At 68.2% G+C, this 15,408-nt stretch carries 14 protein-coding genes and 1 pseudogene; 8 read left to right on the plus strand and 7 right to left on the minus strand.

Annotation, left to right across the window (positions count from 1 at the left end; genetic code table 11):
* Nucleotides 1-78: 78 nt before the first annotated feature.
* From ACFV15_RS33875 to ACFV15_RS33895, 5 genes are read right to left on the minus strand one after another with little or no spacing between them, the layout of a single operon-like run.
* Nucleotides 79-771: a GntR family transcriptional regulator gene (locus tag ACFV15_RS33875; protein WP_378355591.1), complete on the minus strand. Its 693-nt coding sequence runs from the start codon at nucleotides 769-771 to the stop codon at nucleotides 79-81.
* A complete protein-coding gene (locus tag ACFV15_RS33880; RefSeq protein ID WP_378355593.1) occupies nucleotides 771-1,562 on the minus strand; it encodes an SDR family NAD(P)-dependent oxidoreductase in 792 nt (263 codons plus the stop codon). The genes ACFV15_RS33875 and ACFV15_RS33880 overlap by 1 nt, the downstream gene beginning before the upstream one ends.
* 2 nt (nucleotides 1,563-1,564) lie before the next feature.
* Complete coding sequence (locus tag ACFV15_RS33885; RefSeq protein ID WP_378355595.1) at nucleotides 1,565-3,283, minus strand: hydantoinase B/oxoprolinase family protein; 1,719 nt, start codon at nucleotides 3,281-3,283, stop codon at nucleotides 1,565-1,567.
* Nucleotides 3,280-5,328, minus strand: a complete 2,049-nt coding sequence (locus tag ACFV15_RS33890) for a hydantoinase/oxoprolinase family protein (RefSeq protein ID WP_378355597.1) — start codon at nucleotides 5,326-5,328, stop codon at nucleotides 3,280-3,282. Before ACFV15_RS33890 ends, ACFV15_RS33885 begins: the two co-directional genes overlap by 4 nt.
* Nucleotides 5,325-6,959: a thiamine pyrophosphate-binding protein gene (locus ACFV15_RS33895; RefSeq protein WP_378355598.1), complete on the minus strand. Its 1,635-nt coding sequence runs from the start codon at nucleotides 6,957-6,959 to the stop codon at nucleotides 5,325-5,327. The genes ACFV15_RS33890 and ACFV15_RS33895 overlap by 4 nt, the downstream gene beginning before the upstream one ends.
* Before the next feature lie 84 nt (nucleotides 6,960-7,043).
* Between ACFV15_RS33895 and ACFV15_RS33900 the strand changes: the two genes are divergently transcribed.
* Both ACFV15_RS33900 and ACFV15_RS33905 read left to right on the plus strand, forming a co-directional pair.
* Nucleotides 7,044-8,108 (plus strand): sensor histidine kinase, encoded by a 1,065-nt coding sequence (locus ACFV15_RS33900; RefSeq protein ID WP_378355599.1) that lies wholly within the window; start codon nucleotides 7,044-7,046, stop codon nucleotides 8,106-8,108.
* Nucleotides 8,105-8,491, plus strand: a pseudogene (locus ACFV15_RS33905) (response regulator); the annotation flags it as partial. The gene ACFV15_RS33900 and the pseudogene ACFV15_RS33905, both read left to right, overlap by 4 nt.
* A gap of 8 nt (nucleotides 8,492-8,499) precedes the next feature.
* Here ACFV15_RS33905 and ACFV15_RS33910 read toward each other — a convergent pair.
* Nucleotides 8,500-9,132 carry a pyridoxamine 5'-phosphate oxidase family protein gene (locus ACFV15_RS33910; RefSeq protein ID WP_378355601.1) on the minus strand — a complete coding sequence of 211 codons (633 nt, stop codon included), beginning with the start codon at nucleotides 9,130-9,132 and terminating at the stop codon, nucleotides 8,500-8,502.
* 78 nt (nucleotides 9,133-9,210) lie between these two features.
* Between ACFV15_RS33910 and ACFV15_RS33915 the strand changes: the two genes are divergently transcribed.
* Nucleotides 9,211-10,581, plus strand: a complete 1,371-nt coding sequence (locus ACFV15_RS33915) for a wax ester/triacylglycerol synthase family O-acyltransferase (protein ID WP_378355603.1) — start codon at nucleotides 9,211-9,213, stop codon at nucleotides 10,579-10,581.
* Between the two features lie 51 nt (nucleotides 10,582-10,632).
* On the opposite strand, the gene ACFV15_RS33920 is transcribed toward ACFV15_RS33915, so the two are convergent.
* On the minus strand, nucleotides 10,633-11,625 hold the full coding sequence (locus ACFV15_RS33920) for a PQQ-dependent sugar dehydrogenase (RefSeq protein ID WP_378355605.1): 993 nt from the start codon (nucleotides 11,623-11,625) through the stop codon (nucleotides 10,633-10,635).
* A 321-nt stretch (nucleotides 11,626-11,946) separates the two neighbouring features.
* Here ACFV15_RS33920 and pqqA point away from each other — a divergent pair, with 321 nt between their 5' ends.
* From pqqA to pqqB, 5 genes are all read left to right on the plus strand, one after another.
* On the plus strand, nucleotides 11,947-12,042 hold the full coding sequence (gene pqqA / locus ACFV15_RS33925) for a pyrroloquinoline quinone precursor peptide PqqA (RefSeq protein WP_091289629.1): 96 nt from the start codon (nucleotides 11,947-11,949) through the stop codon (nucleotides 12,040-12,042).
* An 81-nt stretch (nucleotides 12,043-12,123) separates the two neighbouring features.
* A complete protein-coding gene (gene pqqC, locus ACFV15_RS33930; protein WP_378355607.1) occupies nucleotides 12,124-12,819 on the plus strand; it encodes a pyrroloquinoline-quinone synthase PqqC in 696 nt (231 codons plus the stop codon).
* Nucleotides 12,816-13,088 (plus strand): pyrroloquinoline quinone biosynthesis peptide chaperone PqqD, encoded by a 273-nt coding sequence (pqqD, locus tag ACFV15_RS33935; RefSeq protein WP_378355609.1) that lies wholly within the window; start codon nucleotides 12,816-12,818, stop codon nucleotides 13,086-13,088. Before pqqC ends, pqqD begins: the two co-directional genes overlap by 4 nt.
* Nucleotides 13,079-14,176, plus strand: coding sequence for a pyrroloquinoline quinone biosynthesis protein PqqE (pqqE, locus tag ACFV15_RS33940; RefSeq protein WP_378355611.1), 1,098 nt, complete (start codon nucleotides 13,079-13,081; stop codon nucleotides 14,174-14,176). Before pqqD ends, pqqE begins: the two co-directional genes overlap by 10 nt.
* Nucleotides 14,173-15,060 (plus strand): pyrroloquinoline quinone biosynthesis protein PqqB, encoded by an 888-nt coding sequence (gene pqqB / locus ACFV15_RS33945; RefSeq protein WP_378355613.1) that lies wholly within the window; start codon nucleotides 14,173-14,175, stop codon nucleotides 15,058-15,060. The genes pqqE and pqqB overlap by 4 nt, the downstream gene beginning before the upstream one ends.
* Nucleotides 15,061-15,408 lie beyond the last annotated feature (348 nt).

Here is a 15,408-nt window from a genome sequence, read left to right on the forward strand (position 1 = left end):
GCTCGGAGCTGACGAAAGCCACATTGGGAGGCTGAAACCTGACCAATGCCGCATTGGGATTTTTTTCGCCGGCGGGGGTCATGGGTCGGCGCGGGCGTAGGCGGCGAGCAGTTGGGTCTCGGCTTCGCGGAGGTAGGCGTCGAGCGCGTCCGCGGCCTCGGTGAAACGGGCGCGCTCCAGCTGCTTGAGGATGCGGGCGTGGCGGTTGAGGTAGGGCTCGAAGAAGGCCCTGGTGTTCTCCGTGAACACGAAGACCAGACGGGTTTCGGCGAGAACCTGGCGCATGGTCTCGCTGACGCGGTGGCTGCCCGCGAGGTCCGCCAAGGCTTGGTGGAAGTGGATGCTCGCCGTGCCGACGGCTCGCCACTCCTCCGCGGCGGCCGCGGACTGGCCGTCGGCCAAAGCCGCCTGGACCGGGGAAAGGTCGAGCGAAGCGCGTTCGGCCGCGCGGCGGAGGGCGCCGCATTCGACGATGCGCCGGATCGCGTAGAGGTCTTCGATGTCGTCGGCCGTCAGCTCGCGGACGAACACGCCGCGGTTGAGCTCGTGGACCGCGAGGCGTTCGTGCGCGAGCAGCTGGAACGACTCCCGCAGGGTGTTGCGGGAGACGCCGAGCGCGGCGCTGATCGCGGGCTCGGCGAGCCGGGTGCCCGGCGGGAAGTCGCCCTCGGTGATGCGCTGGCGCAGGATGGCGGCGACCCGCTCGGCCGTGCCGCTGCGCTCCAGCAGCTCACGGTCCTCCTGCAACCGCGCAGCATCGAGGGACGCCATCACTTGACCCCGAGATCGAAGTCCAAGCTGTAACGGTTGTTCGGCATCGCGCCCGCGGCCTTCGCGCCGTCGATCGGGAGCACCGCGCCGTTGATGAAGCGGGATTCGTCGCTGGCCAGGAACACCACGGCCTTCGCGACCTCCCACGCCTCGCCGATGCGGGCGGCGGGGGTGCTCGCGACGAGCGCGTGCTGCTTGGCTTCGAAGTCGGCCGGCGTCGCGAGTGTGCCGCGCAGCATGTCGGTGTCGATCGCGCCGGGGTTGACCGTGTTGGCGCGGATTCCCTGGTGCGCGTGCGCGACGGCGATCGACTTGGTCAGCCCGACCAGCGCGTGCTTGGTGGCGTTGTAGACGGGGTCGCCTGGCCGTCCCATCACACCGCCGTTGGACGAGGTCGTGACGATGCTGCCCGCCTTGCGCTCGATCATGCCGGGCAGCACGGCACGCGTGCCGAGGAACGCCGCGCGCACGTTCAGCGCGAAGATGTTGTCGAACTCGTCCAGCGTGGTGTCGGCGAGCGGCTTGCCCAGGTGGATGCCGACGTTGTTGAACAGCACGTCGATGCGGCCCGCGCGCGACAGCACTTCCTGGACGAACGTGTCGACGTCGTTCTCGTCGGTCGCGTCCACAATGGAGTGTGAGTAGTTCTCGTGGTCCAGCTTCTCCGCCGGCTCGCGGATGTCGCTGGCGTACACGGTGGCGCCCTCGGCGAGGAATTCCTTCACCGTGGCGAGGCCGATGCCCCGCGCACCGCCGAAGACCACCGCGACCTTGTCGGCCAACCGGCCCATTTTCATCTCCTTAACCGCGAGGTTGATTCCTCGTCGACGACATAGTCTTCCGGCAGCCGGACCAGCGCGTCCGGAGCGCCGATGTACCGCACCTCGACGCCATAGCCGGCCCGCGCCGATTCGATCGACACGTACCCGTCCACCACATCGGCCAGCACCGCGAGCGGGTCGCGCTCGAACGGCGAACCGTAGCCACCGCCGCCGGGCAGCACCACCGAGACGACCGCGTCCGGCGCCAGCGCGACCCGGCTCTTGCTCGGCAGGTCCTCACCGGAAACAAGCCCGAACACACCAGCGGCGCCCGCACCCCCACCGTCCACACCGGACGCTGGACGCAGTGTCCGATCGACGTTTCCGTTGACACTCCACGAGATCTCACCGCGCGCGGCCATCGAGGTGTTCTGCCCGAGCCCGCCGCGCTGACGGCCGACACCGCCCGAGTCCTGCCGCAGCACCCGCTCGACCTGCATCAGAGGCGCCATCGTCTCGATGACCTCGGTCGGCGTCGAGCGCAGTCCACTCGGGAATCCCGTGGTGCTCAAGCCGTCCTTGCCCGCCCGCGCGCCGATGCCGCCGGTCTGGAAAACGTTGAGCATGAACTCGCCGTCCGCGGCGACGCCACGCCAGATCGTCATCCACAACGCGTCCGCGCTGTGCGCCAAAGCGTTACCCGGCAAGGCTTTGTGCAACGCGCTGATCAGCAGCGACGGCAGGAAGTGCCCGATGAGGTGCCGGGACGCGACCGGCGCCGGGCTCAGGCAGTTCAGCACCGAGCCTTCAGGCGCGGTCACGTGCACCGGCCGGAACGAGCCCGCGTTGTGCGGCACCTCGGGTGAGATCGCGGCCTTCACGGCGAACGACGCGTACGCGCGGGTGTAGTTGAGCACCACGTTGATCCCGCGCTTGCTCTGCGGCGACGACCCGGCGAAGTCGAGATGGATGTCCTCGCCCGCGATGGTCACGGTCGTCTTGAGCGTGATGTCCTCGTCGTCGAAGCCGTCCGTGCGCATCTCGCTGGTGTAGACGCCGTCCGGCATCTTCGCGAGCGCGCCGCGCAGGGCCCGCTCGGAGCGGTTCATGATCTCGGCCGCGACCTCGTCGATCGACTCGAGGCCGAACTCGTCGAGCAGCCTGACCAGGCTCGCCGCCCCGACCTCGTTGCCGGTGACCTGCGCGTACAGGTCGCCGATGGTCTCCTCCGGGGTGCGGACGTTGACGCGGATCAGCAGTTCGAGGTCGGCGTTGACCACACCGGCGCGCAGGAACTTCATGATCGGCAGCCGCAGGCCCTCTTCGAAGACCTCGTTCGCCTCGGCCGAGACGAGCCTGCCGCCGATGTCCGGCGCGTGGCAGCACGACGCGAACCACGCGACCAGCCGCCCGCGCAGGAACACCGGCGTGGCGACGGTGATGTCGTTGATCTGCCCCGCGGTCTGCCACGGATCGTTGGTGAGCAGCACGTCGCCGGGTTCGAGCGTCTCCGGCGGGTACGCGGCGACGAAGTGGTGCATCCCGGTGGCCATCGCGTTGATGTGGCCGGGGGTGCCGCCGACGGACTGGCCGATCATCTCGCCGCGCGAGTCGAACACGGCGCACGCGAGGTCGAGCGATTCGCGGACCACGGCCGAAAAAGCGGTGTTGACCAGCGCGTTCTGCTGCTCGGCCAGAATCGAGTGGAGCCGGTTGCCGATCACTCCGACCAGGATCGGGTCGACGGTCATACGGTCACCACCAGGCTGGCGTCCTCGCGGACCCCGCAGGTCGCACCGGGTGGAACGACCACTGTGGACTCACGCTCCTCCACGATCGCCGGGCCCTCGACCTCGTCGCCAGGCTTGAGACGGTACCGATCGAGCACCGCGGTATCGACAAATCCACCCGCTTGGGGGAAATACGCGGGCCGCGAGCCCTTACGCGCCTCGCCCGTGCCCGAACCCGTCTGAAGCCGCAGCGTGACGTCCGGCGCGGGTCCACTTGAGACGACCCGCCAGTTGAGCACCTCGACCGAGACGTCGGGGCCGGTGCGCTGGTAGAGGTTCCGGTACGTGGACACGAATTCGTCGATCAGCTCACCAGGCCAGTTCGAGCCGTCGCCGGTCACCGGCACGCGGATCTCGTAACCCTGCCCGGCGTAGCGCATTTCGGCGATCCGGGTGTGAGTCACTCCGGACGCCTCGAGCAACTCCTCGCCCTCCGCCTCCATCTCGGCGAACAGCCCGTCGACCTGCTCCCACGTGAGGTCGTGCACGCTGGCGCGCGAGGAGCGCACGAAGTCGAAGGCCAGCGGCGCGGTGAGGAACCCGACCGCGCTCATCACGCCCGCCGCGGGCGGCGCGACCACCTGCGGCGCGCCGAGCGCCCGCGCGACACCGACGCCGTGCACCGGCCCGGCGCCGCCGAAGGTGAACATCGGCAGCTTCGCCGGGTCCTTGCCCCGTTCGACGGCGTGCACCCGCGCGGCGTTGGCCATGTCCTCGTTGACGCTGGAATGAATGCCGTACGCGGCCTCTTCGACGCTGACGCCGAGCGGCTCGGCGATCTTCACGCGGATCGCCTCACGGGCCCCGGAAGCGTCCAAAGTCATTCCGCCACCGAGGAAATAACCGGGATCGAGGTAGCCGAGCACGAGGTCCGCGTCGGTCACGGTCGGCTCGGTGCCACCACGGCCGTAGCAGACAGGGCCGGGCTCGGAGCCCGCCGAATCGGGGCCGACGGTCAGCAGCCCGAGCGCGTCGATCCGCGCGATGGACCCGCCGCCGACGCCGATCTCGATCATGTCGGTGACCGGCACCTTCACCGGCAGCCCTGACCCCGGCAGCAGCCGGTACTTGCGGTCCACTTCGAACTCGTGCGTGACCAGCGGCGTGCCGCCGGAGATCATGCACAGCTTCGCCGTCGTGCCGCCCATGTCGAACGCCAGCAGATCCGTTTCCCCCGCCACCGCACCGAAAGCGGACGCGGCGAGCGCGCCGCCGGCCGGTCCGGACTCGAGGATGCGGATGGGATACCGGGCGGCCGTGTCGACGGTCGCGATGCCGCCGTTGGACAGCATGATGTGCGGCGACGGCCCGACGCCCGCCGCGTGCAACCGCCGTTCGAGGTCACGCAGGTACCGCTCGGTCAGGTCCTGGACGTAGACGTTCGCGACCGTGGTCGACGCACGCTCGAACTCCCGGATCTCGGGCACGACCTCGGACGACAGCGCGACCCGCAGCCCCGGCGCGACCTCACGCAGAATCTCGGCGGCACGCACCTCGTGCGCGGGATTGGTGAACGCGTGCAGGAAGCAGATCGCGACGGCGTCGATCCCGCGCGCGGCGAGTTCCTTTCCCAGCCGCGAAACGTAGTTCTCGTCAAGTCCCTTGTGGACGGACCCGTCGGCGAGGACCCGCTCGGGTACGTCGAAGCGCAAGTGCCGGGGAACCAGCGGGGCCGGCAGCTCGATGAGCAGGTCGTACAGCTCGTACCGGTGCTCGCGCCGCATCTCCAGGACGTCCGAAAACCCGGCCGTGGCAAGCAAAGCGGTCCGCGAACCCTTGCGCTCGATCAGCGCGTTCGTCACCAAGGTCGTGCCGTGCACGAACTGCTCGATGTCCGAAGCGGACAGACCGGCTTTCGCGAGCGTGTCCACGAGCCCGGCTTCGACGGCACGCGCCGGCTCGTCGTGCGTGGTCAGCACCTTGCCGACGGCCACGATCCCGGTCTCGTCGAGCACGCAGAGATCGGTGAACGTGCCGCCGATGTCGACACCTACGCGCAGCTTCATCGGCGGTACCACCGAGGCGAGGTGTTCAGCGGCGGCCGGAGCCTGGCGCGCACGACCAGCACATTGGGCTCGTCGGCCTCCACCATCTCGGACAGCAGTCGCCGGAACGCCCGCCCGAAGCCGGAGACGCGTTCGGCGTGCACCCCGAACGACCTGGCCAGGCCCACGAAATCGGGGCTGTCCCAGTTGACACCGCGCTGCGGCAGCCCTTCGCGCTCCTGGTCGAACCGCAGCATGCCGTAGCCGCCGTCGTCGACGATGATGATCGTGGCGGGCATCCGCTCCTCCGCCAGCGTCGCGAGTTCACCGCACGCGAAGAGGAACCCGCCGTCACCGCTGACGCAGATGGCCCGCCCGGTGCCTGCGGCCGCGGCGCCGAGTGACGCCGGGAAACCGAAGCCGAGCGTCCCCCAGCCCATCGGATACGCGAACTTGCGCGGCGCGGGGATGCGGTGGAAACCACCGGCCCAGTACCCGGCGACGCACATGTCGGCGACGAGCACGGCGTCACGCGGCAGCACTTCTTCCAGCGTGGCAAGGAAATCCGCGGCCTGCGGCTCCTCGTCGCGGATACGCTGGCGCACCTTCGCCGCGATCCGCTTGAGCCCGACGGTCAGCTCCGTCAGCCCGGACCGCTGCGGCACGTCGAGCGCTTCGGTGATCGCGCGCGCGTCGCCGGTGAGCATGATGTCGACCGGGTAGTTCTTGCTCGCGTCGTCGGGGTCGACGTTGATCGCGATCAGCTTCGGCGGCCGCGGCATCGCCCAGTTCTGCGTCATCAGGCCGTCGAAGTCGGTGCCGATCGCGAGCACCACGTCGGCGTCGTCCCACAGCGCGCCGACCTCGGGCGCGTGCACGGGGTTGGGCGCGAGGCACGGGTGGTCGAGCGGCAGCAGGCCACGCGCGGCGAACGTGGTGATCACCGGCGCGGCGATCTTCTCCGCGAGCGCGCCGATGGCAGGCCCGGCGCCGGAGCGCAGCGCACCGCCGCCTGCCCAGATCAGCGGCTTCTTCGCCTTGCCGAGCATGCGCTCCGCCTTGCCGAGATCAGGCGTGCTCAAGGCCGCGAACACCTCGGTCGGCGGGTCGAAATCGCGCGCCACGTTCTTGAGGTAGTCGGTCGGGATGCCCAGGTACACCGGCCCGCTCTGCGGTTCGAGCGCCTTGCGCGCCGACTGGTGCACGGCGGAGGCGATCTCGTCCGCGCTGCTCACCGTGTACGTCGCCTTGGTCACCGGCGCGAACATGGCCGCCTGGTCCGAGGTCTCGTGCAGGACGCCGCGGGTGACGCCGGGGCGGCGCAGCGTCGACGGGATGTCGGTGGCGATGACCAGCACGGGTGAGGCGGACGCGTGCGCCTCGCCGACCGCGCCGAGCGTGTTCGCCGCACCGGGACCGGTGGTCACGATGGCGACGCCGAGCTTGCCGGTGGCGCGGGCGTACCCGTCGGCCGCGTAGCCGGCGGTCTGCTCGTGGCGTACCCCGATGAGTTTGATCTTGGTGTGGGCCAGCGCTTCCCAGATCGGCAGGTTGTGCACTCCGGGTAAGCCGAAAACGACCTCGACGTCGAGAGCCGTCAAGGCTTCTGCCAGGCGCCTGGCGCCGGTGATCGTCGTGGGCACGGCGGTCATGCTGCCAGATCGTTCAACGATCCGGCAATGGGCGACGTTATTTCGATCGTCCTGACAACGGCCGCGGATTTCCTAAAGTGGGGCATGGCCGGCTCCCAGAACCCGATCCCGCTCTCCGAACGCGGGTGGCGGATCACGGCCGCGCTGTTCTGCGTCTTCCTGCTGCCGGTACTGGTCGAGATGTATCAGCAGCGGCAGTGGATCGCGCCGCTGTTCGCGGCCGCGCTGCTCTACTCGGTCAGCTACGTGTTCGGCCTCTGGCCGGTCCGGCGCCGGACACTGCCGTGGCGGCTGGGTTTTCTGCTCTGGATGTTCGGGCTCTACCTGGCGATCGAGGCGGGCACGAACGGCAGCCAGTACCCCATGCTGTCGTTCGTGCTGGTCACGGTCATGGGCGTGCTCCAGCCGGCAGCCGCGATCCCCGGCGGGCTGGCGCTGGTGGTGGGGGTCGGGCTCTTCGTCGAGGTGCACGTGGTCGACCTCGTCGTGCTGGTCGCCAGCACGGTCGCCATGCTGGGGATGTTCACCCTGATCGTGACCAACCAGAAGCTCAGCGAGGCACGCAACGAGGTCGCCAACGTGGCGGTCGAACGCGAGCGGGCGCGGTTCGCTCGTGACCTGCACGACGTGCTCGGGCACAGCCTGACCACGATCACCGTCAAGCTGTCGCTGATGCGGCGGCTGCTCGAAGACGGCGATCCCGAGGCGGCGTTGCGTGAGGTCACGGACCTGGAGGAGCTGAGCAGGCAGGCGCTGGCCGACATCCGGTCGACGGCGGCTTCGCGGCGGCGGGTCTCGCTGGCCACCGAACTGGCGAACGTGCGCGAGCTGCTGCGGTCGGCCTCGATCGAGGCGGCGCTGCCGTCCGCGGTCGACGACGTGCCCGCCGAGCTGCGTGAACCGTTCGGACATGTGCTGAGGGAAGGCGTCACCAACGTGGTGCGACACAGTGGGGCGAGCCGGTGTGAGGTGACGCTGACGGGGAACTCACTGGAGATCATCGACAACGGCACCGGGAAGGCGGTGCTGATGGGGAACGGGCTGAGCGGGCTGACCGAGCGGATGACGGCGCTGGGCGGCGCACTCGAGGCCGGGCCGGTGCCGGGCGGCGGCTTCCGGCTGCGGGTGTTCGTGCCGGGGCCGCGATGATCAGGGTGCTGCTGGCCGACGACCAGGCCGTGCTGCGTGGCGCGCTGGCCCGGATGCTCGACATGGAGTCCGACATCGAGGTGGTCGCGCAGGTCGGGCGCGGCGACGAGGTGGTGGCCGCCGCCCGTGCGGCGAGCCCGGACGTCGCGCTGCTGGACGTGCAGATGCCGGGACTGGACGGGGTCGCCGCCGCGTCCGCGCTGACCGCGGCGCTGCCCGCGTGCAAGATCGTGCTGCTGACCACCTTCGGCCGCCCCGGCTATCTGAGCCGGGGCATCGCCGCGGGCGCCGTCGGTTTCGTGGTCAAGGACGCGCCGCCGGAACGGCTCGCCGAGTCCGTGCGGCAGGTGCATTCCGGGTTGCGCGTGATCGACCCCGACCTGGACTGGCTCTAGCCGTAGAGCTTGGAGGCGTACTCCGGGCCGTAGTAGGCCTCCAGCTCTTCGAGCGAATCCTCTTGCCGCTCATAGGCTTTCGCGATCAGCGCGCGGCTCGGGAGGTCATCGGGGCGCCAGGTTTCGGGCTTCCACAACTGGGACCTGAGGAAGGCCTTCGAGCAGTGATAGAAGACCTCTTCGATCTCGACGAGCAGCGCGAGCATCGGGCGGTTGCCTTTGACGATCATCTCGTCGAAGAACGGCGCGTCCTTGAGCACCTTGGCACGGCCGTTGATACGCAAGGTGTCGCCGCGTCCGCCCAGCAGGTAGATCAGCCCGACATGCGGGTTGGAGAGCACGTTGAGGAAGCCGTCGACGCGGCGGTTGCCCGGCCGTTCGGGGATGACGATGGTCGTGTCGTCGAGCACGTGGGTGAAGCCGGCCGGGTCGCCTTTGGGGGAAACGTCGCACCTGCCGTCGGCGTCCGATGTCCCGACGAGACAGAACGCGGCGTTGGCGAGCCATTGCCGGTCGATCTCGCCCAGCCTCGGCCGGACCTTGGTGGCGGTGCGCCACAACGGGTCTCCGACGAGTTCGCGTAACTCGGCCTGTGAAGTGATCTCCGATATTTCCCCAGTGTCCGTCATATGGACAGGGTAGTTTCGCTTCTTGACCGACCGCCAGTGTGCGTACACTCGGGCGTCCGTGCGGAAGGTGGTTCGTCTATGCCGTTGATGCCCGTGACCGATTCGATGTTCCTGCTGGTGGAGTCCAGGGAACACCCCATGCACGTCGGCGGGCTCCAGCTGTTCCAGAAACCCGAGGGCGCCGGCCCCGACTATCTGCACGGCCTCCGGCGAGATCTCCTCGAAGATTCGAACATCCGCAATCTGTTCCGGCGGCGCCCGGCCCGCCCGGTCAACCCGCTCGGGCACATCGCCTGGTCGACGGACACCGACCTCGAGCTGGATTACCACTTCCGGCATTCCGCGCTGCCGCAGCCCGGCCGCGTCAGGGAACTGCTGGAGCTGACATCACGCTGGCACAGCACGCTGCTCGACCGGCACCGGCCGCTCTGGGAGATCCACCTTGTCGAGGGCCTGCACGACGGCCGTTTCGCGATCTACAGCAAGATCCACCACGCGATGATGGACGGCGTCTCCGCGCTGCGTCATCTGCAGGGCACCCTGTCGGACAACCCGGATGACAGGGATTGCCCGCCGCCGTGGGGATCGCGCAAGCCCCAGCCGACGGTCCGGCGTAACCGTCAGCTGGCGGGCTCGATGTTCGAAGGCGCGGGCAAAACACTGAGCCAGCTCGGCGGGCTCGCGCCCGCCGCGTTCAAGGTGGCCAACGAGGCGTTCCGCGAACGGACGCTGACGCTGCCTTTGCAAGCGCCGAAGACGATGTTCAACGTGCCGATCGGTGGCGCGCGGCGGTTCGCGGCGCAGTCGTGGTCGCTCGACCGTGTGCGTGGTGTCGCCACGGCCGCCGGGGTTTCCCGCAACGACGTGGTACTCGCGATGTGCTCAGGCGCCTTGCGTGATTACCTGATCGAGCAGAGCGCGCTGCCCGACGCGCCGATGATCGCGATGGTGCCGGTTTCCTTGCGGCGCCGGAATGATCCCGGCGAGGCCTCGGGCAACCACATCGGCGCGATGCTCTGCAATCTGGCGACCGACCAGAAGGATCCGGCGGTCCGGCTCGCGACGATCCATCAGTCGATGCGCAACGGGAAACGGCTCTTCTCGGAACTGACGCCGTTGCAGACACTGCTGTTGTCGGCGATCAACGTCGCGCCGCTGGGGATCTCGCCGATTCCCGGGTTCGTGAACAACACGCCGCCCGCGTTCAACCTGATCATTTCGAACGTGCCGGGGCCGCGGAAACAGATGTATTGGAACGGCGCGAAACTCGACGGCATCTATCCGGCGTCGGCGCTGCTCGACGGGCAGGCGCTGAACATCACGCTGACCAGCAACGCGGACCGGCTCGACTTCGGGATCACGGGCTGCCGCCGCAGTGTCCCGCACCTGCAACGGATCCTGACTCACCTGGACACCGCGCTCGCCGAACTCGAGGCCGCTGTGGCGTAAGGACTCGTGAGTGTTCCCGACTGTAGAACCGTCGGGAACACTCACGAGCTTTTAGCTGCCGTCAGCGTTGTAGATGCCGCCCGGGGTGACGACCCAGAGCTGGCCGTCGGGGCCGGCGACCTCGTCGCGGGTGCGGCCGAGGTTGGTGTAGACCTTGCCGCCGGAGCCGCTGGTGTTCAGCTTGTACGTGCCGCCCTTGAGCGAGGCCATGAACAGGCTGCCCTTGTAGAAGGCCAGGCCGCTCGGGGTGTTGTCCGAGGTCGGCCAGGTCTTGACAGGGTTGGTCATGCCCGCGGTGCCGCACGAGCCTTCACAGGTCGGCCAGCCGTAGTTCTTGCCCGCCTCGATCTTGTTGAGCTCGTCGACCTTGCTCGCGCCGATCTCGGAGTTGTAGAGCTGGCCGTTCACCCAGGCCAGGCCCTGGACGTTACGGTGGCCGTAGGAGTAGACGCGGCTGTTGAAGGGGTTGCCGGGCGCGGCCGCGCCGGAGTCGGTGACACGCAGGATCTTGCCGCCGAGCGAGTTCTTGTTCTGGGCGTTGGCGCCGTTCTGGCCGTCGCCGGTGCCCGCGTAGAGGAAGCCGTCGGGGCCGAACTTGATCCGGCCGCCGTGGTGGAAGTCGGCGCCGCGCGGGATGCCGGTGACGATCGGGGTGATCGTCGTCGTGCCGAGCTTGAACTTGGCGATCCGGTTGTCGGAGCCGGTGGTGAAGTAGATGAAGACGGTCTGGTCCGCGGCGAACTTCGGGGACACCGCGATACCGAGCAGGCCCGCTTCCTTCGTGATGCTGACGCCGGGCACGTCGAGCACCTTGGTGACCTTGCCCGACTTGTCGAGCGTGCTGACCGTCTTGGCGTCCTTCTGGGTGAAGATGGCTTTTCCGTCGGGCAGGAAGTCCACCGCCCATGCCTGCTTCAAGCCGCTGGCGACCTGCTTGATCGCCATGACGGAGACATCAGTGGGTGCTGCCGTGGCCGAACCGGCCATGACCAGCGCAGACGTGGCGGACGCGATCGCGGCGGTGAGATAGCGACGCTTGGACAAGGTAACGCCTCCTTGGGGTACTTTCCGGCGGCGGAACCGGACGTTCGGAACATCCAGCGATGTTGGATATAAACACACCGATTGGCCGAAGGGAACCACCAGACGAAGGTGGGAAACCGCAGACATCCGACCTTAAGAGACACGCTACGTGATCTTCCCTGGATAACGATACGACATAGGTAGGAAGCTTTACGAATACTCCGCCTAGTTTGGCCCAACGTCTTCCGTTCGGCGCCTCGGCGCTTCTAGGGTGACCGTGCTCGGTCCGAGCTCTCCACTGATCGTCCAACGCCGGGCGACTAGAGATCCGAGGAGTCAACAATGATCGAAACCACTGAGGTTTGGACGACGCCGGACTTCGTCGAGTACGAAACCCCCATGGAGGTCACCGCGTACGCGGCCCGCATGGAGGACTGATCTCCGTGTGAACGGCGGGGCCGGCATGCCCGGCCCCGCCCCTTTCAGTGTCCCTATGACCGGTAAATCGGGAGGCCGTTGATGTCCACCGAACCCTTGAGTTCAGCCGACTTCGTCACCGCGTTGCGTGACCTCTCGCATCGCTACTGGGGCACTCATCCGTTCCATCACCGCATGCACGCCGGCGAGCTGAGCGAGCACGAGCTGCGCGTCTGGGCCGCGAACCGCTGGTACTACCAATGCATGCTGCCGCAGAAGGACGCGGCCATCATCAGCAACTGCCCGCTGCCGGAGATCCGGCGCGAGTGGCTCGACCGCATCGTCTACCACGACGGCGCGCGGGCGGGCGACGGCGGCATCGAGCGCTGGCTGCGGCTGTGCAACGCGGTCGGCCTCGACCGGGAAGAGGTGATCGACCAGCGCCACGTCGTGCCTGGCGTGCGGTTCGCGGTCGACGCCTACGTGACGTTCGCGCGGACCAAGCCGTGGGTGGAGGCGATCGCGTCCGGGCTGACCGAGATGTTCGCCGGGCACCTCATGCAGCGCCGGGTCGCCGACATGCTCGCCAACTACTCGTGGATCGCACGCGAAGACCTCGCATACTTCACCAACCGGATCGACAAGGTTTCGGGTGAGGGCAAGGGAACGCTGGACATCGTCGTGCGTCACGCGGTCACCCGCGAGCAGCAGGAGCGCTCCATCGAGGCGCTCAAGTTCAAGACCGACGTGCTGTGGTCGATGCTCGACGCCATCGAGCGCGCGGGGGCGAAGCAATGACGACCATCGGCGTGGACTCGGTGCCCCGCCTCAAACGGGGCGTCCGGCTCACCTACGACAAGGTGCGTTCGACGCACGTGCTGTTGTTCCCCGAAGGCGTGCTGGTGCCGAATCCGACGGCCGCGGCCGTGCTGGAACTCTGCGACGGCGAAGCCACGATTTCGGTCATCACCAAGCAATTGGGCCGTAAGTATTCCGGTGTCCGGGAATCCGACGTGCTCGACGTCCTCGCCAGGCTAGGAGACAGGAGGGTCGTCGAATGGACGTGATCCCGGTTCCCGCGGAGCCGCCTCTCGGCATGCTCGCCGAGTTGACGCACCGCTGCCCGCTGCACTGCTCGTACTGCTCGAACCCGATCGAGCTGATCGCCCGCGAAGGCGAGATGAGCACCGACGAGTGGAAGTCCGTCATCACGCAGGCGCGCGAACTGGGCGTGCTGCAGGTGCACATGTCCGGCGGCGAGCCGCTGGCCAGGCCCGACCTGCCCGAGCTGGTCCAGCACGCGAGCGAGCTCGGCTGCTACGTCAACCTCGTGACGTCCGGGCTCGGCCTCACCGCCGAGCGCCTCGATGACCTGATCGAGCGGGGCATGGCGCATGTCCAGCTGTCCGTGCAGGCCGCGGACGCGCAGCGCTCGGACCTGCTGGCGGGCGCGAAGGCGTTCGACCGCAAGATCGTCGCGGCCGAGCTGATCAAGAAGTCCGGGCTGCCGCTTTCGGTGAACGTGGTGCTGCACCGGCAAAACCACGATCAGCTGGGCGGCATCATCAAGCTCGCCGAGCGGATGGGCGCGGACCGGCTCGAGCTGGCCAACACCCAATACTACGGCTGGGCACTGAAGAACCGCGACGCGCTGATGCCGACCCCGGAGCAGCTCGCCGAGGCCGAACCGCTGGTGCGCGCGGAGACGAAACGTCTCGCGGGCACCATGCAGATCATCTACGTGGTGGCCGACTACTACGAGCCGTACCCGAAGCCGTGCATGTACGGCTGGGGCGCGCGGCAGCTGACGGTCGCGCCCAACGGGAACGTGCTCCCCTGCCCGGCGGCGACGGCGATCGAGACGCTCGAACTGTCCAATGTGCGGCACACCTCGCTCGCGGACATCTGGTACAAATCCAGCTCCTTCAACGCTTATCGCGGCGAAGACTGGATGAGTGACACCTGCCGGAGCTGCGACAGGCGTGGCCAGGACTACGGCGGCTGCCGTTGCCAGGCGTTCCTGCTCACCGGTGACGCGGCCGCGACGGACCCCGTGTGCAGCAAGTCGCCGCAGCGCGACATCGTCGACCTCATCCTGGCCGCGCCGCGCACCTCGCCCGAGCTCGTGATGCGAAAGCCGACGGTGACCCGGTGAGGGTGCTCCTGCTCGGCACGGCGGCAGGCGGCGGTTTCCCGCAATGGAACTGCGCCTGCGCGCTGTGCAAATCCGGCGCCACACCCAGGACCCAGGACTGCGTCGCGGTCAGCGCGGACGGCGTCGGCTGGTACCTGATCAACGCCTCCCCGGACATCCGCGCCCAGATCCTCGGCAACCCGGCACTGCACGCTGGGCCAGGCCCGCGCGAGATCCCGATCCGCGGCGTCCTGCTCACCGACGCGGAACTGGACCATTCACTGGGACTGCTGATGCTCCGGGAAGCGGGCGGCCTGCCCGTGTGGGCACCACCCGCGGTACTGCACGCGCTGCGTGACTGTTTCCCCGTGCGCGACGTGATCGACGGTTACGGCGGCTGGGAATGGCTGCCCGCGGGCTCGTCGCTGGGCAGCCTGCGGGTGAGCGTGCTCCCGGTGAGCGACAAACACCCCAAGTACGCACGATCGTCCACAGTGGAGGGACCGTGGGTGGTCGCCTACCGGATCGAGGACCCGGCGACCGGCGGCGTCTTCGTCTACGCGCCCTGCCTGAAAAGCTGGCCTGACGGCTTCGACGAGTTCGTCGCCGACGCCGGCCTGGTCCTGCTCGACGGCACCTTCTACTCACCGGGCGAGATGTCCGGCGCGACCGCGTCCGGCGTGAGCGACGACGCCCAGCACGTGATGGGCCACATCCCGATCGCGGGCGAGCACGGCAGCCTGCGCCGCATCGCCGCCCACCGCGAAGCGGGTTCTGGTGCGCATTGGGCGTACACGCACCTCAACAACACCAACCCGGTACTGGACCCCGGCGCCCCCGAGCACTCGGCCGTCCGCCTCGCCGGCGCCGAACTCCCCCTGGACGGCACCGAATACAAGCTCTGACCGCCCCATAAAAAGCCCCCACCCTCCCGGGGGCTCCCCTGCAGCCATCATATCGCGGGATACAGGGGAAACCGGGTTTCAAGATCAACATGGGCGGGGTTGTCCACATCGGGCGAGACCTGTGGACAAGTCGACTTGAGTTGATCTTGGACACCGAACAGGCGAGTAAAATGCGGCTTGCGCCCGTCCCGCGACAGGTCCGAGCGCTGCCATGGCCGGTCCGCGTTGTGAACGCCACTTTCGCAACGTTGAGCCTGGATCCACCGAGGATCTTGGTGGGTTGATCGTGTCGTGGACGCGCAGATGCCCTCTGACTTGGGATGATTGTTCTTGCGAAGGAATCAATCG

It is taken from the genome of Amycolatopsis sp. NPDC059657, assembly GCF_042734395.1.
In the GTDB taxonomy this organism is placed as follows: domain Bacteria; phylum Actinomycetota; class Actinomycetes; order Mycobacteriales; family Pseudonocardiaceae; genus Amycolatopsis.

Excerpts from the sequence above, each read along its gene's own strand:
- ACFV15_RS33875 (WP_378355591.1), bottom strand. The coding sequence starts at position 771 with ATGGCGTCCCTCGATGCTGCGCGGTTGCAGGAGGACCGTGAGCTGCTG.
- ACFV15_RS33880 (WP_378355593.1), bottom strand. The coding sequence starts at position 1,562 with ATGGGCCGGTTGGCCGACAAGGTCGCGGTGGTCTTCGGCGGTGCGCGG.
- ACFV15_RS33885 (WP_378355595.1), bottom strand. The coding sequence starts at position 3,283 with ATGACCGTCGACCCGATCCTGGTCGGAGTGATCGGCAACCGGCTCCAC.
- ACFV15_RS33890 (WP_378355597.1), bottom strand. The coding sequence starts at position 5,328 with ATGAAGCTGCGCGTAGGTGTCGACATCGGCGGCACGTTCACCGATCTC.
- ACFV15_RS33895 (WP_378355598.1), bottom strand. The coding sequence starts at position 6,959 with ATGACCGCCGTGCCCACGACGATCACCGGCGCCAGGCGCCTGGCAGAA.
- ACFV15_RS33900 (WP_378355599.1), top strand. The coding sequence starts at position 7,044 with ATGGCCGGCTCCCAGAACCCGATCCCGCTCTCCGAACGCGGGTGGCGG.
- ACFV15_RS33910 (WP_378355601.1), bottom strand. The coding sequence starts at position 9,132 with ATGACGGACACTGGGGAAATATCGGAGATCACTTCACAGGCCGAGTTA.
- ACFV15_RS33915 (WP_378355603.1), top strand. The coding sequence starts at position 9,211 with ATGCCGTTGATGCCCGTGACCGATTCGATGTTCCTGCTGGTGGAGTCC.
- pqqA (WP_091289629.1), top strand. The coding sequence starts at position 11,947 with ATGATCGAAACCACTGAGGTTTGGACGACGCCGGACTTCGTCGAGTAC.
- pqqC (WP_378355607.1), top strand. The coding sequence starts at position 12,124 with ATGTCCACCGAACCCTTGAGTTCAGCCGACTTCGTCACCGCGTTGCGT.
- pqqD (WP_378355609.1), top strand. The coding sequence starts at position 12,816 with ATGACGACCATCGGCGTGGACTCGGTGCCCCGCCTCAAACGGGGCGTC.
- pqqE (WP_378355611.1), top strand. The coding sequence starts at position 13,079 with ATGGACGTGATCCCGGTTCCCGCGGAGCCGCCTCTCGGCATGCTCGCC.